Genomic DNA, 16,621 nt, shown 5'->3' on the forward strand with positions numbered 1-16,621 from the left:
GGCGCCCAGCAACCTCGCGCGAGGTTGCTGGGCGCCCGTCGGGTAGCAAGTGGTGGGGGTTAGCGGATGCGGGCGAGGCGGCTGACCTCGGAGACGAACCATTCGACGGCATACACCGGGTCGCGTCCGCCACCTTTGACGGCCTCATCGGCCTCGGCGGCGGCGATGAGCGACTGGCCCAGCGCCACTTCGTTCCACCGCCTCACCTCGCGTCGGGCGCGGTCGACCTGCCACGGCGCCATCTTCAGCTCCGAGGCCAGCTCCCCGCTGGTGCCGGAGAACCCCTGCACCTTCGCCATTCCGCGCAGCTTCATCGCCACAGCGGCCACGAGCGGAACCGGATCGGACCCTGTCGACAGGGCATGCCGGAGCAGGCTGAGCGCCTTCTTCACATCCCCGGCCACGGCCGCATCGGCGACCTTGAACCCGGTCGCTTCGACCCGCCCGCCGTAGTACTGGTCGACGACTTCGGCGGTGATGGTGCCTTCGGTGTCCTCGATGAGCTGATCGACACCGGCGTTGAGCTCGGCCAGATCCGATCCCAGCGCCGACATGAGCGCAGCCATCCCCGCCTCATCGATCCGACGCTTCGCCGTTTTGAACCGGGTCTGCGCGAACTTCGCCCGATCGCTCTCGTTCTTCAGCACGGCCGCATCGATGCGCGGGAATCCGGCGGCGTCGAGTTTCTTCACCAGCTTCGCACCGCGGTTGCCGCCGGCGTGCAGGAGCAGCACGACGGCATCGTCATTGGGTTCGTCGAGGTAGGCCAACGCATCGTTGAGAAAGTCCTCCGAGCATTTCTCGACGGCGTCGACGACGATGAGCTTCGAGGAGGAGAAGAGGGAGGGTGAGGCCGCCATGGCCAGCTCACCGGCCTGGTACCCGGCCGCGTCGAATTCGATCTCCTCGGGATCGGACTTCCGTGCCGCTGTGACGATCCGGTCCTTGGCCATGCGCACAAGCACCGATTCGCCGCCGGAGATCATGACGACGGGGGCCGGTTTCGCCGAACTCCACGGGACCAGGGTCTTCTTCACTGCCATGGTCCCCAGCCTATCGCGGTCGACAGACGCGAACCGCACGCACCGGCCCGTGCGACCACACCGAGGCGGTCGCCCCCGGAACCAGTCCGCTCCTTCTCATCCCGGGCTCTCCGGGCAGCCGCGGCCCGTGCTGAACCGTCCTTCGGCATAGAGGGCGACCGAACCGCAATGGTCGGTCCGCAGCACCGGCACGGGTCCGAAAGCCCGCAGCGATCTGCCGGTGGGGTGCCCGTAGCTGTTCTCCCCGACGGACACGACACCCAGGCGCGGGTGCGCAGCGGTGAAGAACTCCGTCGCCAGATCGGACGAACCGTGGTGCGGGGCGATGAGCACATCGACCGGTTGCACACTCTGCGCGAGCACGAACTGCTCCTCGGCCCCCACGTCCCCGGGCAGCAGAGTGCTCAGCCCCTCCTGCTCGATGCGCACGACCAGCGAGTCCTCATTGCGCAGCTCCTCGTCGTCTCCAGCAGGCACTTCCCGCCGAGGCGGCCACAGCACCTGCGCCGTAATCGCACCGAAGCTCAGCGTCTGCCCGCGATGGGTCGGGACCACCTCGGCGCCGGTGTCGGCGACCATCCGCTTGGCCTCGGCCGAGTCGGCGACGTTCGCGGACACGAAGAGCCGGTCGATCTGCCTCCCCCAGGTCGTTCCCGCGTACCCGGCGAAGTGGTCGGCGTCGAAGTGGGAGATGAGCAGGTCGAACTCTTCGACCCCGGACTCGTCGAGGCAGATGTCGATGGGTTCGGATTCCTTGCCGGTGTCGACGACGAGCCCCCGACCATCGCCGAGGTTGATGACCGCTCCGGATCCCTGCCCGACATCGCAGACGAGGACGAGCCAGTCGGCGGCGGGAGGTTTCGACCGCACACTGATGACGACGGCGGCGGTGAGGACGAGGCACAGGACGAGGACCGGCAGACCCCATAGGCGACGATGCACGAGCAGCCAGGTCCCCACCGCGGCGATCCCGAGCAGCCCCACAGCCAGCAGGGTCCCCCAGGGTGGGACCGGCCAGTCGAGAGCCGCTCCGGGCAGGCCCGCGCAGAACCGGGCGATGAGGACGATCCACCACGCGGGCAGAGAACCGAGCCCGGCGAGCACGGCCGCGACGAGGTCCGGGCCGAGCAGTCCGGTGGAACCGATTCCGGAGCTCACGAGGCTGAGGAACCCGGCCACGGTCGCCGGAAGAACGGCGGGCGCGGCCAGGGCGTTGGCGGCCACGGACCAGAGCCCGATGCGCGGGTCGATGGCCACGAGCACCGGGGTGCAGGCCAGTTGGGCGACGAACGGGACGATGACAGCGGTGACGAGCACGCTCGGCAGCAGCGGGAAATGGACGGCGAGTCGGCGCAGCAGGATCGGGACGACGAACATGATCGCGGCCGTGGACACCACGGACAGGACGAACCCCACCGAGGTGGCCAGGACCGGGACGAAGGCCAGAAGCAGGCTCGCCGTCGAGCACATCACCGCCACCGGTGAGATCCCTCCCCCGCGCAGGAACACGAGCGCCGCGGCGATGGCCATGCCGGCGGCCCGGATCGCGCTGGGTTCGAAACCGACGATGAAGACGTAGCCGATGCAGGTGAGCACTCCGATGCTCACACGCAGGCGCGGTCCTGCCCGGCAGGCGCCCGCGAGCAGGCCGGCTCCGAGGCTGACGATCGTGACGTTGCTGCCCGAGACCGCTGAGATGTGGGTGAGCGAGACAACTCGCATCTCCTCGGCCATCCGCGCGTCCTGTGGTCCGGTGTCCCCGACGACGAGTCCGGGCAAGAGGCGTCCTCCGTCGTTGCCGGCGGCCAGCGCGTTCGTGCGCAGCTCGGTGCGCAGATGCTCACGCCATTGCCAGGTCCCATTCGGTGCGATGAGCACTTCGGGGGCGGTCTCGGTCGTTCGGATGTCGTCGAGGCGTTCGGTGCGCATCCGCACCTTCGCCCCGTCGTCGACGGCTTCGGGGCTGAGCACCTCGGTGAACCCGGTGCCGCTGAGCAGGGTCAGCCGGGTCCAGCCGGTGGCACCGGGCTGGCTGTGACCGACGACGATGCCGACGCTCTCGTCCTTCCCGTCCGGTCCCCGTGCGGCGGTCAGGGCGGTGATCTGTATCGTCAGCAGGCACGCGAAGACGACGAGACCCACGCCGAGGTGGTGGTGCCGTCGCAGGAGGAGAAACCCGAGGGCACCGAACAGCGGCGTCAGTGTCAGCGCCCAGGGTCCTGGGGCGAAGAGGGCACTGGTCCACAACCCTGCCGCGCAGCACAGGAGCCGGACCGACCCCGGCCACAGTTGAACCCGCGATCGCAGCCAGGCCGACACGGCCGCTGCGCGTTCAGCCCACCGTGACAAGGTCTTTGAGGCTTTCGAAGGTCTTCGGTCCGATGCCTTTGACGAGCAGCAGATCCTCGACGCTTGCGAACGGTTGGCTCTGCCGATGGCTGATGATGGCCTCGGCGGTGACCGGACCGACCCCGGGCAGGGTCTGCAGGGTGGTGAGGTCGGCGGTGTTGAGATCGACCTGTCCTGCCGCTTCAGGGCCACCGGCGGCCCCGCCTGCTCCTGCTGGGTCCGGCCCGGTGCCGCTGGAACCGTCTGCGCCGGTTCCGGCCTCGGCGCCGGCGCCTTCGGCCGCGCCCGCGGTGTTGCCGGCCGACTCCGGTTCTGTCCCGGCGGGTTCTTCTCCTTCCTGCGGAATGTGGATCTGTTCGCCGTCGGCGAGCACCCGGGCCAGATTCACCGATTCGGCGTCGGCCCCCTCTTTCAGACCGCCGGCGGCTTCGACGGCGTCCTCCACTCGGGCCCCGCTGTCGAGAGTGACCACGGACGGTGATCTCACGGCTCCCGTGACATGGACGATGACCTGTCCGGCTGCCTTCGCCGAGGCGGTTCCCGCCTCCCCATTGCCGGTTCCCGCCGCTGCAGCCTGGCCGGACTCATCGTCCCCGGCCGTCGTCGAGGACCCGACCGGTTCGGAGGCTGCTTCCCGACCGTCGGCCTGCTCTGCGGGGTGTTCGCCGGTGGCTGTCGGTGTGTGCCGGTCGGCGGGGCGGAAGAGGAAGAATCCGAGGACGAGCACTCCGACCGTGGCGATGGCGACCGCGACGAGGACAGGCAACCGCACCCGCCGGGGTGCCACAGGCTCTTCTTCACCGGCGGAGTCAGCGGTGAAGACATCGCCCGGCACCCACCCGCCGCGCTCGGCGCTGGCGTTGAGGAGCCCGGCGAATCGATCATCCGGAGACACAGCCATGGTCCGAGGCTAGGACGCGTCCCGGCGGCGAGCGAGACACAGAAAAGGGCCTGTGGACGGCGCTTCTGCGTCCCCAGCCCCCAGGCGCCTGAGTCAGGCGCCCGTCCCCACGATTCGGTGGCGGAGTCGGTGCTGCAACCCTCAGGGGGTCGTCTGGACGCTCACCCCGATCGTGCCGGGCCCCACATGCGCGGTGATGATTGTCGACAGCGTCCGGAACCGGGTGTCGAAGCCGAGCTCGCGCAGGCGGTCGGTCAGGGTCGCGACATCGGCATCGTCGGTCTCACCTTCGGCCTGCTGGATCTCCACGGCCACATGCGCACCGGAGTCGGAGAGCTCATCGGCCGCGGCGACGCTGAGCGCCACCATCTTCTCGAGGGCCTTGGCGCGGGTGCGCACTCGAGCCAGGGGCACGACGACGCCGGCATTGAGACCGAGCACCGGCACGATCTGCAGGGCCCTGCCGAGCAGCGATTCCGCGGCTCCGATGCGGCCGCCTCGGCGAAGGTGTTCGAGGGTGCCGGGGGCGAAGAAGGTGCGGGTCTCCCCCGCACACCAGTCGGCGACGGTCCCGGCGATGGATTCGACGTCGAGTCCCTGCCGGATGCCGGCCACGGCGATGTCCAGGGCTCCGGCCTGCCCCGCCGAGGTGGACCGGGAGTCGACGACGTCGATGAGCATGTCTTCGGCTTCGGCGGCCTTGACAGCCGAGTCGCAGGTTCCCGAGAGCTCACCGGACATGGTGATGACGATGAGGGCTTCGGCCCCGCGGCTGCGGAGACCGGAGAAGGCCTGAGCGAATTGGTCCGGGGTGGCCATCGAGGTCGAGACCTCGGCGCCGGCGGTCATCTTCGCGCACAGCTGGCCGGCGTCGATCTCGCCGTCGGCGAAGGCGACTCCGCCGACGAGGACGGTCAGCGGGACCACAGCGAAGAGACCGTCGGTGGCTTCTTCCAGCGCCTTCGATTCGGCTGGCGACAGCTGTGCCGTGGAGTCGGTGACCAGCCCGATCCTCATGGACGGCCCAGAGCTCGATACGTCCACCCGGCCTCGCGCCAGAGCGCGGGAGTGAGCACATTGCGGCCGTCGACGAGGACGTGCCCGTTGACCAGCTGCGCGGTCTCCGCCGGGTCGAGATCCCGGTATTCGCGCCATTCGGTCAGCAGCAGCACAGCATCGGCACCGGTCAGCGCCTCCGCGGTGTCGGCAACGTAGTTGAGTTCGGGGAACGAGATGCGGGCATTGCCGATCGCCTGCGGATCGGTGACGGTGACGACTCCCCCTTGGGTGGCGATCAGCCGGGCCACGGCAAGTGCCGGGGAATCGCGGACATCGTCGCTGTCGGGTTTGAACGCCGCACCGAGGACCGTGATCTTCTTGCCGATGAATGACCCGCCGAGGGCGTCGCGGGCGATGTCGACCATGCGTACGCGACGACGCATGTTGATCGAGTCGATCTCCTTGAGGAATGCCACCGCCTGATCGGCGCCGAGTTCACCGGCACGGGCCATGAACGCGCGGATGTCCTTCGGCAGGCAGCCGCCGCCGAAGCCGAGGCCGGCGTTGAGGAACTTGCGCCCGATCCGATCGTCCATGCCGATGGCATCGGCCAACTGGGTGACGTCGGCACCGGAGGCTTCGCAGAGTTCGGCCATGGCGTTGATGAATGAGATCTTCGTGGCCAGGAATGAGTTCGCCGCGGTCTTGACGAGTTCGGCGGTGGCGAAGTCGGTGACCATGCGCGGGGTGTCCTCGGCAAGAATTGCCGCGTACACCTCGTCGAGGACCGCCGCCGATTCCTGCCCGGCGGCACCGGGCGCGACGCCATAGACCAGACGGTTCGGGTGCAGGGTGTCTTCGACGGCGTGGCCTTCGCGGAGGAACTCGGGGTTCCACATCATCGCCGCACCCGTGTCGGCGATGACACCGGCCAGTCGGTCCGCCGTGCCGACGGGAACGGTCGACTTGCCCACAACCACGGATGTCGGAGTCAGGTGCTCGTGCAGGGATTCCACGGCGGCGTCGACGAAGGTGACGTCGGCGGCGAACTCGCCGGGCTTCTGCGGAGTGCCGACACAGACGAAATGCACGCGCGCACCGGCCGCGCGGGAGGCATCGGTGGTGAATTCGAGTCTGCCCTTGTCCTGAGCCTTCACGAGAAGTTCACTCAGTCCCGGTTCGAAGAAGGACGGACACCCGGAGGTCAGCGCCTCCACCTTGGCTTCGTCGACGTCGACACCGATGACCTCATGTCCCAGAGAGGCCATGGCCGCCGCATGCACCGCGCCCAGATATCCGCAACCGATGACTGAAATCTTCAAGCTGAGCTCTCCTGCGAATAGGCATGCGTTTTCGCACCACACTATATGCCACCCGGTTGCACGATATGTGGAGGTTGAAACAGTAGGCTGGGAAATGTGAAGCGTTTCCTGGATTTCCTCACCAACTCACCGGCCGCCGTGACGTTTGCGGTGCTCACCGTGCTCGGCATTGTGGCCTTCGCCATCCCCGCACTGCACCCTGCCGCGTGGATCATCGGGCTCGTGCTGTGCCTGGCAGTGATCGTGGCGCTGCTGATGTTCCACGGTGAATGGCGGCGGTCCCAGCGGCAGATCGATGCGCTGCGCCAGCAGCTGAGCACCGAGCGCGGACGGATGGACACACCCGGTCTCACCCCGGTCGAAGACACGATCGAACTGCTTCCCGACGAGCGACGCGCCCGACGGATCCTCGAACTCATCCCGGATTCAGGCGGCCTCGTCCAGTCGCTGCGTCTCGATGCCACCTTCGGCACTCTCGCCGTCGACGAGCTCGAGCCCCTGTACACGTTCTGCGAAGAGTTCAAGAAGACCAGTTTCGACAATCCGCGCTCGCACACCGCGTTCATGAACCTCTACCGGGCCGCAGAAGGTCTGTCGCTGTGGGTCAAGGACGAAACGCAGGTATCGGACGAGGATTCGACGACTCGTGAGATCCGGCCCGGTGACGCCCGGAACGAGGGCTGGCGCGAGTACACGGAAGCTCGCAGCCGCGGCGAACGCCTCAGCGACGAATTCGTCTCCTCCCGCTGGGAGTTCAACCAGACTGCGCTCGAACTCGGACTCGTCTCCGGAACCCCACCGTTCACCGACTGAGTGGGCATCTGCCGGATCCCGACGGCAGCTCCCGACGGCAAAGAGTCCTGACTCCGGAAACATCTGACCGCCGCTGACGCAATCGTCAGCGGCGGTCAGATGTTTCGCCGATGCCTCGGTTCTGCAGAAGTCCTCAGTGCCGGATCCACCAGGTGTCCGTCGGGGCCACCGGGGTGCGCCTCTTGTGTTCGGAGCGCCGGTACTTCTCGATGAGCGCCGAGGCGGCCGCCGCCTCGATCTCCTTGCCTTCGAGGAAATCGTCGATCTGGTCGTAGCTGAGACCCAGCGAGGATTCGTCGGTCTGCCCGGGTTCGTCATCGAGCAGATCCGCCGTCGGGACCTTGACGATGAGGTGCTCGGGAGCGCCGAGGTGGGCCAGCAGGGCCCGACCCTGCCGCTTGTTCAGTCCGGCCAGGGGGACGACATCGGCCGCACCGTCACCGAACTTCGTGAAGAAGCCGGTGACCGCCTCGGCGGCGTGATCGGTGCCGACGACGAGCGCGCGCTTCTCCCCCGCCAGCTCGAACTGTGCGATCATCCGCATCCGGGCTTTGACATTGCCCTTGCCGAAATCCGTGATCGGTGTGCCCGTCGCCTTCTCGTACTCATCAGCGGCCGCATCCGTGGCGGCACCGATGTTGAGGACGACCTCATGGTCGGCACCGATGAAGGACATGGCGTCCTGAGCGTCCTGCTCATCGGTCTGCACATGGTGGGGCAGGCGCACCGCCCAGAATTCGGCCTCGGCACCGCGGCGGCGCAGATCCTCCACCGCCAGCTGACACAGCCGACCGGCCAAGGTGGAGTCCTGGCCGCCGCTGATGCCGAGCACGAGACCCTTCGCACCGGTGGTGAGGACATAGTCGACGAGGAACTCGACCCGGCGTGCCACCTCGGTGGCGGGGTCGATCGTCGGTCTCACTCCGAGCTGAGAACGGATCTGCTCCTGAACGGTTTCGACTCTCATTGACTCTCGATCCTGCGATTGGCCGCGCCGTTTCTCAGGCGTCGGGAACGATGTTGACCAGCTTCGGTGCGCGCACGATGACCTTGCGCACTCCCGCACCGCCGAGCGCCTTCACGGCATTCGGCGATTCGAGCGCCAGCTTCTCCAGGTCGTCGGCGCTGATGTCCGGGGAGACCTCGAGACGGGCGCGCACCTTGCCCTTGACCTGCACCACGCAGGTGACGGTGTCGTCGACGAGGTGCTGCGGGTCCGCTTCGGGGAAGGTCGCATAGGTGACCGTCGATTCGTGACCGAGACGCTGCCACAGCTCCTCCGCCATATGTGGAGCGAAGGGTGCGAGCATGACCGTGAGCGGCTCCAGCACCTCACGGCTGGCCCCACCCTGTTTGGTCGCATGGTTGGTGAGCACGATGAGCTTGGAGATCGCGGTGTTGAACCGCAGATGGTCCATATCGTCACGGACTCCGTCGATGACCTGGTGGAGAACCTTGAGCGAGGCGTCATCGGCGCCGCCCTCCCCGACCACGGACTCACCGGTGGATTCGTCGACGAAGAGTCGCCACACACGCTGCAGGAAGCGGTGAGCGCCGACGACGGCGCGAGTCTCCCACGGACGGTCCTGCTCCAGCGGCCCCATCGACATCTCGTAGACGCGGAAGGTGTCGGCACCGTAGGCGTCGTACATCTCGTCGGGCATGACCGAGTTCTTCAGCGACTTGCCGATCTTTCCGTATTCGCGGTTGACCTGCTCGCCGTTGTACCAGAACGTCAGCTCGCCGTTGCTCTCGGTCCTCTCCTCCACCTCGGCGGCGGGGACGTAGACACCGCGGGAATCGGTGAAGGCATACGCCTGGATGTACCCCTGGTTGACCAACCGGTGGAAGGGCTCCGAGGAGGAGATGTGCCCGAGGTCAAAGAGCATCTTGTGCCAGAACCGGGCGTAGAGCAGGTGGAGCACGGCATGCTCCTGACCACCGACGTAGAGGTCGGCGCCGCCACGCGGCTTCGACTTCCGCGGTCCCAGCCAGTACTTCTCATTGACCGGGTCGACGAGACGCTCGTCGTTGTGCGGGTCGGCGTAGCGCAGCTGGTACCACGAGGATCCAGCCCAGTTGGGCATCGTGTTCGTCTCGCGGTGATAGGTCTTGAGACCATCGCCGAGGTCGAGCTCGACCGTGGTCCAGTCCTGGTTGCGGCTCAGCGCGGGTTCCGGACGGCTGTCGGCGTCATCGGCGGCGTAGGTGCGCGGGGCGAAGTCGTCGACCTCGGGCAGCTGCACGGGCAGCATCTCATCGGGCAGGGCGATGGGCGTGCCGTTCTCGTCATAGACGATCGGGAACGGTTCGCCCCAGTAGCGCTGCCGGGAGAACAGCCAGTCCCGCAGTCGGTACTGCGTCGACTCCGTGGCCAGGCCCTTGTCCGCCAGCCACCGCGTCACCGCGGCCTTGGCCGCATCGATGTCGAGTCCGTTGATGTCGAGCTCGGCGTTCGCCGAATTCACCATCACCCCGGTGCCGGTGTACGGAGTGTCCTCATCGTGGTCGGCCGGAGGCTGCACGGTGCGGATATAGGGCAGGCCGAACGTCTTCGCGAAGTCCCAGTCGCGGGCGTCTTCGGCCGGCACGGCCATGATCGCTCCGGTGCCGTAGCCCATGAGGACGTAATCGGCGATGAACACCGGAACTTCGGCCCCCGTCGCCGGGTTGAGCGCATAGGAGCCGGTGAAGATCCCGGTCTTCTCCCGGCTCTGCTGCCGGTCGGCGTCGGTCTTGGCCGCCGCGGCGCGCTGGTAAGCGGCGATCGCCTCGGCGGGGGTCGCCTCTCCCCCACGCCAAGAGGCGGGTACGGACTCTTCCCAGGCCGCGGCGGTGAGCTCGGCAACCTGCGGATGTTCGGGGCTGAGAACGAGGTAGGTGGCACCGAACAGGGTGTCCGGACGAGTCGTGTACACCTCGATCTGCCGGTCATCTTTCCCGGCCACGGGCAGGCGCAGCAGCGCACCCTTCGACCGACCGATCCAGTTGACCTGCATGGCGTGGATCGCATTCGGCCAATCGAGGCCGTCGAGGTCGTCGATGAGACGGTCGGCGTAGGCGGTGATGCGCATGTTCCACTGGCGCAGCCGGCGAGTGAAGACCGGATAGTTCCCGCGTTCGGACAGGCCCTCGGCCGTGACTTCCTCATTGGCCAGCACGGTGCCCAGACCCGGGCACCAGTTGACCGGGGATTCGGAGACATAGGCCAGCCGGTAGCCCTGCAGGACGTCTTCCTGCTCGGTCCCGCTGAGGGCGGACCAGGCGCGCCCGTCCGGGGTCGGACGGGCACCGGAAGCGAACTGCTCGATGAGAGTTTCGATCGGGCGGGCCGCCCCCTTGGGCTCGCCGTCGGGGGTGGTCGCCTCGGGGTCGTACCAGGAGTTGAAGATCTGCAGGAAGATCCACTGCGTCCATTTGACGAACTCGTCGTCGGTCGTGGCGAAGCGGCGGCGCACATCGTGGGCCAGACCCAGACGACGCAGCTGTTCGGTCATGTTCGCGATGTTCGCATCGGTGGTGATGCGCGGGTGCTGACCGGTCTGGACGGCGTAGAGGTCGGCGGGCAGTCCGAAGGCGTCGTACGACAGGGCGTGCATGACATTGTGCCCGCGCATGCGCTGGTACCGGCCGTAGACATCGGTGCCCAGATACCCCAGAGGGTGGCCGACGTGCAGCCCCACACCAGAGGGGTAGGGGAACATGTCCATGATGTAGAGGGATTCGCGCTCACTGAGATCCGTCGGCGGACTGTAGGGCGAGGAGGCGTCCTGGGAGGCGAGCTCGCCGAGGTCTCCGGTGGGGTTCGGGGTGTGGAACGTGCCCGATTCCTCCCATGTGCGCTGCCACGACTTCTCGATCTTCTCGGCCAGCGCCGCATCATAGCGGAAACCGGTCTCCTCAGGGTTCGTCGTCATTACCTTCCTTCGCTGGACAGACGTGAGCGGGTTCCGACCATCGTACTCTGAACACCCCTCGATTCGACTTGGTTAGACTGCCCACAGAGCGTTCAGTGACGACTTATCACAGCAAACGTGATTGATTTCACTGTGCACCGGTCGAACGGTAGGATAACCGGGCAGTAACTTACGTCCTCGAAGGAGACCCATGAGCCCAACGACAATGCCGCAGGCGACGACGCCAGTCGCCGGATTCGAAGTCGATACCGTCTCGTCGACGACCGATATCTTCCTCAAGACCGTGGCCGACGGACCGCAGCGGCCGCTCGTGGCCACACCGAACGGTGACGGTTGGGACGAGATCCCGGCACAGCAGTTCCTCGACGAAGTGCGCGCTGCAGCCAAGGGACTCATCGCCATGGGGGTCGAAGCCGGCGACAGGATCGCGATCTTCGGCCCCACGTCATATGAATGGACGCTCAGCGACTACGCCGTGTGGTTCGCCGGCGGAATCTCCGTGCCGTTCTACGACACCTCCTCCGAGGAGCAGCTGGCCTGGATGCTCGAGGACGCCGATGTCGCCCACGGCCTCGTCTCGACTCGCGATCATGCGAAGCGTCTGACCACCGCAGCGGCGGCAGCCGGCCTGCCCGAGCCGGAGCTGCGTGTCTGGGATGCGGACGCCTTCGCCGAGCTCGCCGAGGCCGGGCGCGGGATCAGCGATGAACAGCTCGAGTCCGCCCGGTCCCAGGCCACGGGCGACTCGGTCGCCACGATCATCTACACCTCGGGCACCACCGGCAAGTCCAAGGGCTGCGTGCTCACTCACGGCAACTTCGTGCAGACGGTGCAGTCGGCACAGTCGCAGATCCCCGACGTCTTCGCCGAAGGCATGCGCTGCCTGCTGTTCCTGCCGCAGGCCCACGTGTTCGCACGCTTCATCGAGGTCCTGGCCATCAGCTCCGGTGCGGTTCTGGCCCACCAGTCGGATCTCGCCAAGCTCACCGACGCCATGGGCAGCTTCCGCCCGTCGTTCATCCTCGGTGTGCCTCGCGTCTTCGAGAAGGTCTTCAACGCCGCCCTGTCCAACGCTCAGTCCGGGGGCAAGGAGAAGATCTTCCGCCGCGCCGAACAGGTCGCCGTCGCCTACTCGAAGGCGCTCGACACCGGCAAGGTGCCGCTGAGCCTCAAGCTCCAGCACGCCGTCTTCGACAAGCTCGTCTACTCGAAGCTGCGCGCGGTCATGGGCGACAACGTCTCTCATGCCGTCTCCGGCGGCGGCCCGCTCGGCGCGCACCTGGGCCACTTCTTCCGCGGTCTGGGCATCGTCGTCATCGAAGGCTACGGTCTCACCGAGACCACCGCCCCCATCACCGTCAATGTGCCCGACAAGTCAAAGATCGGCACCGTCGGCGTACCGCTGCCGGGAGTCACGGTGGCGATCGCTCCCGATGGCGAGATCCTGGCCAAGGGCGTGCCGATCTTCCGTGAGTACTGGAACAACCCGGAGGCCACGGCCAAGGAGTTCCACGACGGCTGGTTCGGCACCGGTGACCTCGGATCCCTCGACGAGGACGGCTATCTGACGATCAATGGCCGCAAGAAGGAGATCATCGTGACCTCCAGCGGCAAGAACATCGCCCCGGCCCCGCTCGAAGACCGGCTCCGTCGACACCCGATCATCGGTCAGCCGGTCGTCGTCGGAGACAACCGGAAGTTCGTCTCCGCACTCATCTTCCTCGATTCCGAGATGCTGCCGACCTGGCTGAAGAACCACGATCTGCCGCAGATGGAACTGCGCGAGGCGGCTGCCGACGAAGCGATCCGTGCCGAGATCGAGAAGGCCGTGGACTCGGTCAACAAGACGGTCTCCCGCGCTGAGGGGATCAAGAAGTTCACGATCCTGCCCGTCGAGCTCAGTGAGGAGAACGGGTATCTGTCGGCCAAGCAGTCGGTCAAGCGCCATCTGGTCAGCAAGGACTTCGCCGCCGATATCGACGCTCTCTACGCGGACTGACCAGTCCCGCTTCACAGACGCGGTCCGGGCGAGGACTCAGAGGAGTTCGCGCCCGGGCCCGCCTCTGCATTCACTCGGATGCGGTCACACCGCACTTGCCGGATTCGCCGCGACAGGTCGTAAGCTGAGGGCAGAAGTCTCAACTCACCGACATCGACGGAGGGGCACGACATGTCCGAAGACACCGATCACACTCCCGCTTATGTGACCGAAGGGCAGGAGTTCAACCGGGACACGAACTACATCGACGATCGCATCCTCAACGATCCGAATGCGCAGTGGCCGGTCGAACCCGGTCGGTACCGCCTCGTCGCCGCCCGCGCCTGCCCGTGGGCGAATCGCACGATCATCGTCCGCCGTCTGCTCGGCCTCGAGGACGTCATCTCCATCGGCATGCCCGGGCCCACTCATGATGCCCGCTCGTGGACGTTCGACCTCGATCCCGGCGGAGTCGACCCGGTGCTGGGCATCGAACGTCTGCAGCAGGCCTTCTTCGCCCGCTACCCGGACTACCCGCGCGGAATCACCGTCCCGGCCATCGTCGACATCCCCACCGGCGCCGTCGTCACCAACGACTTCCCGCAGATCACCGAGGATTTCTCCACACAATGGTCCGACTACCACCGTGAGGGTGCCCCGGACCTCTGGCCCGAGGAGTCCCGGGAAGAGATGGCCAAGGTGATGCGCCACATCTACACGGAGATCAACAACGGTGTCTACCGCTGCGGTTTCGCCGGCTCCCAGGACGCTTACGAGGCGGCCTTCGATCGTCTGTTCAATGCTCTCGACATCGTCGAAGATCGGCTGAGGCGTTCACGATTCCTCATGGGTGAGACCATCACCGAGGCGGATGTGCGACTGTTCACCACTCTGGTTCGCTTCGACCCCGTCTACTTCGGCCACTTCAAGTGCAATCGTCAGCCGCTGACGGCGTTCGAGAATCTCTGGGGATACGCCCGCGACCTGTACCAGACGCCTGGGTTCGGCGACACCGTCGATTTCGAGCAGATCAAACAGCACTACTACATCGTCCACCAGGATGTGAACCCGACGCAGATCGTGCCCAAGGGTCCGGACCTCTCCGGCTGGCTCAGCGATCACGGCCGTGACCGAAAGTTCGGTGGATCGCCCTTCGGCGACGGGTCTGCTCCCGGCCCGGTCAAGCCCGGCGAAGAGGTCTCAACTGCACATACGGCATCAGCCTGGGTCAGTTGATACCCGGGTGGGCTGATTCCTGGGTGGGCTGATTCCTGGGTGGGTTGATTCCTGGGTGAGCTGAGAACTCGGACTCAGGAATCGAACTGGCCGGCCTCGATATGATCGTCTCCGGTCATATCGAGTCCGGCGGCCTTCTTCCGCCGCTGTTTGCGGACCTTGAACACGACCCACACGATGACGAAGCCGACGACCGCGACGATGACGAGATTCTGGAAGTAGCCGGCGTATTCCTCCACGATGGACCAGTTCTCGCCGAGTGCGAATCCCGCGACAATGAGGATCGTGTTCCAGATCGCACTGCCCACGCTCGTCAGGAGCACGAATTTCGGCAGACGCATGTCCCTCATACCTGCGGGAATGGAGATCAGAGACCTGAAGATCGGGATCATCCGTCCGAAGAAGACCGCTTTGTCACCGTGGCGGTCGAACCAGTCGACGGTCTTGTGCACATCGTCGACATCGACCAACGGCATCTTCACTGCCACACGCGCAATGCGCTCGATGCCGATCCACTTGCCCAGCGCCCACAGCAGAACGGCTCCGACGAGCGAGCCCACAGTGGCGAAGACGATCGCAAGCACGATGTTCATCTGCCCCTGGCTCGCGGTGAAACCGGCCAGGGGAAGAACGAGTTCGCTGGGGATCGGCGGGAAGATGTTGTCGAGGAAGACCATGATCCCGACGCCCACCGGGCCGAGCGCCTCCATAACGGTCACCGTCCATGCCGAGAACCCGCTGAGGTTGTCTGCCGCGCTGCCGCCGGCGGCGAGAGCGTCACCGGCGGCAAGAGTTCGACCGGCAGGATCGCTGCCGCTCGCGGTGAGGGTGAAAACGGCAGGCGAAGTAGTCGAAAAGCTGATCGGCATGGTCAAAAGTCTAGATAAGGGCGCGGCCTGCCGCTCACAGTGCGCTCACAGCGGCTAGTGTGGAAACGGACACCTCCGGGCGGGAATCGAAGGCACCTTCCGGGCAGATATCTATGGGCAGACATCGAAGGAGCAAACACGTGGCACCTGCCAAAGTATTGGCCTCGCGCAACAACGTCGCCGAGGCCGGGCACAAGGCCGTCAACAGACCGGGCCCGGCGCACCTCATGCGCGCGGTCCAACGTTTCGGTCAGCGTCTGGGCAATCAGTTCGGTGCCGCGATCACCTACTTCCTCGTCCTGGCCGTCATGCCGATCGCCATGGTCAGTCTCGCCGGCCTTGGCTTCGTCCTCGACATCGCCCGCCCGGATCTCCTCTCGCAGGTCACCGAACAGATCGAGACGTTCGCCGCCGGCAACTCCTCACTGGCCGAACAGCTTGAGAGCTACCTCCTCCAATGGCAGGCAGTGGGAATCATCGGTATCATCACCGGTCTCTACACGGGGCAGGGTTTCATCGGCAACCTCGGAGCCGCCGTTCGGGCGCAGCTGCATGAAGACTTCGACGATGTCGTGGAGAAGTCGTTCATCAAGAAGATCCTCGGAAACGTTGTCACCCTCATCGGTCTCATCATCGGCCTCCTGCTGGCAGTGGCACTGACCGTCGTCGGCACCGGTCTGCGGTCGATGATCGCTGACTTCCTCGGTCTCTCCGGATTCCTCGCGAGCCTGCTGTTCGTTGTTCCGCTGCTGCTCACGTTCGGTGCCGCCTGGCTGATCTTCTGGTTCCTGTTCACGATGCTGCCGGAGAAGCCGGTGGACAAGCAGGCGAAGAACCGCGGCTCCCTCATCGGCGCCACCGCGTTCCTGCTCCTCATCAACTTCTCCACTGTGCTCGTCAACCTCTTCTCCGGGAACAAGGCCGCCGGCGTGTTCGGATCGATCATCGCGATCATGCTCACCCTCAACGTCTTCGCCCGCATCGTCCTCTTCGTCGCCGCATGGATCGGCACCGCAACCCCGCCCCGCCCGCAGGAGGAAGAGAGCCCCGAGTACCGCTTCGTGGAGCCGAAGGTCCAGGCGCAGAGCCTCGGTGCTCTGTTGGCCGGTGCGGGCATCGTCGCGCTGACTCTGCTCGGATTCCGGCGACTCGAGGAGCACCAGTCCGAAAGCGACTCGGTGAGACGTTAGACTT

General features: G+C 66.1%; 12 protein-coding genes. 4 read left to right on the forward strand and 8 right to left on the reverse strand.

Annotated features, from left to right (window positions below; translation table 11 throughout):
• Positions 1 to 59: 59 nt before the first annotated feature.
• The 5 genes from holA to ACPUD7_RS07940 all read right to left on the reverse strand — a co-directional run bounded on the left by holA (position 60) and on the right by ACPUD7_RS07940 (position 6,614).
• Entirely contained in the window at positions 60 to 1,043 is a 984-nt protein-coding gene (holA, locus tag ACPUD7_RS07920; protein ID WP_425119556.1) for a DNA polymerase III subunit delta, read from the reverse strand.
• A gap of 96 nt (positions 1,044 to 1,139) precedes the next feature.
• A complete protein-coding gene (locus ACPUD7_RS07925) occupies positions 1,140 to 3,290 on the reverse strand; it encodes a ComEC/Rec2 family competence protein (protein ID WP_425119557.1) in 2,151 nt (716 codons plus the stop codon).
• 85 nt (positions 3,291 to 3,375) lie between these two features.
• Positions 3,376 to 4,293: a helix-hairpin-helix domain-containing protein gene (locus ACPUD7_RS07930; RefSeq protein WP_135541157.1), complete on the reverse strand. Its 918-nt coding sequence runs from the start codon at positions 4,291 to 4,293 to the stop codon at positions 3,376 to 3,378.
• 141 nt (positions 4,294 to 4,434) lie between these two features.
• A complete protein-coding gene (locus ACPUD7_RS07935; RefSeq protein WP_425119558.1) occupies positions 4,435 to 5,310 on the reverse strand; it encodes a DegV family protein in 876 nt (291 codons plus the stop codon).
• The gene (locus ACPUD7_RS07940; RefSeq protein ID WP_425119560.1) at positions 5,307 to 6,614 is read right to left on the reverse strand and encodes a UDP-glucose dehydrogenase family protein; all 1,308 of its coding nucleotides are present in this window, start codon (positions 6,612 to 6,614) and stop codon (positions 5,307 to 5,309) included. The genes ACPUD7_RS07935 and ACPUD7_RS07940 overlap by 4 nt, the downstream gene beginning before the upstream one ends.
• 96 nt (positions 6,615 to 6,710) lie before the next feature.
• On the opposite strand from ACPUD7_RS07940, the gene ACPUD7_RS07945 reads away from it, so the two are divergent.
• A complete protein-coding gene (locus ACPUD7_RS07945) occupies positions 6,711 to 7,427 on the forward strand; it encodes a hypothetical protein (RefSeq protein WP_425119561.1) in 717 nt (238 codons plus the stop codon).
• Positions 7,428 to 7,560: 133 nt separating this feature from the next.
• On the opposite strand, the gene nadE is transcribed toward ACPUD7_RS07945, so the two are convergent.
• Positions 7,561 to 8,394, reverse strand: a complete 834-nt coding sequence (gene nadE / locus ACPUD7_RS07950) for an ammonia-dependent NAD(+) synthetase (protein ID WP_425119562.1) — start codon at positions 8,392 to 8,394, stop codon at positions 7,561 to 7,563.
• Between the two features lie 34 nt (positions 8,395 to 8,428).
• On the reverse strand, positions 8,429 to 11,344 hold the full coding sequence (gene leuS / locus ACPUD7_RS07955; RefSeq protein WP_425119563.1) for a leucine--tRNA ligase: 2,916 nt from the start codon (positions 11,342 to 11,344) through the stop codon (positions 8,429 to 8,431).
• 190 nt (positions 11,345 to 11,534) lie between these two features.
• Between leuS and ACPUD7_RS07960 the strand changes: the two genes are divergently transcribed.
• Entirely contained in the window at positions 11,535 to 13,343 is a 1,809-nt protein-coding gene (locus tag ACPUD7_RS07960; protein WP_425119564.1) for an AMP-dependent synthetase/ligase, read from the forward strand.
• A gap of 171 nt (positions 13,344 to 13,514) precedes the next feature.
• Positions 13,515 to 14,558, forward strand: coding sequence for a glutathione S-transferase family protein (locus ACPUD7_RS07965; RefSeq protein WP_425119565.1), 1,044 nt, complete (start codon positions 13,515 to 13,517; stop codon positions 14,556 to 14,558).
• Between the two features lie 74 nt (positions 14,559 to 14,632).
• On the opposite strand, the gene ACPUD7_RS07970 is transcribed toward ACPUD7_RS07965, so the two are convergent.
• Complete coding sequence (locus ACPUD7_RS07970; protein WP_425119630.1) at positions 14,633 to 15,268, reverse strand: DedA family protein; 636 nt, start codon at positions 15,266 to 15,268, stop codon at positions 14,633 to 14,635.
• A 299-nt stretch (positions 15,269 to 15,567) separates the two neighbouring features.
• Between ACPUD7_RS07970 and ACPUD7_RS07975 the strand changes: the two genes are divergently transcribed.
• Entirely contained in the window at positions 15,568 to 16,617 is a 1,050-nt protein-coding gene (locus ACPUD7_RS07975; protein WP_425119566.1) for a YhjD/YihY/BrkB family envelope integrity protein, read from the forward strand.
• Positions 16,618 to 16,621 lie beyond the last annotated feature (4 nt).

The organism is Brevibacterium sp. FAM 24630, assembly GCF_049804075.1.
GTDB lineage: Bacteria > Actinomycetota > Actinomycetes > Actinomycetales > Brevibacteriaceae > Brevibacterium.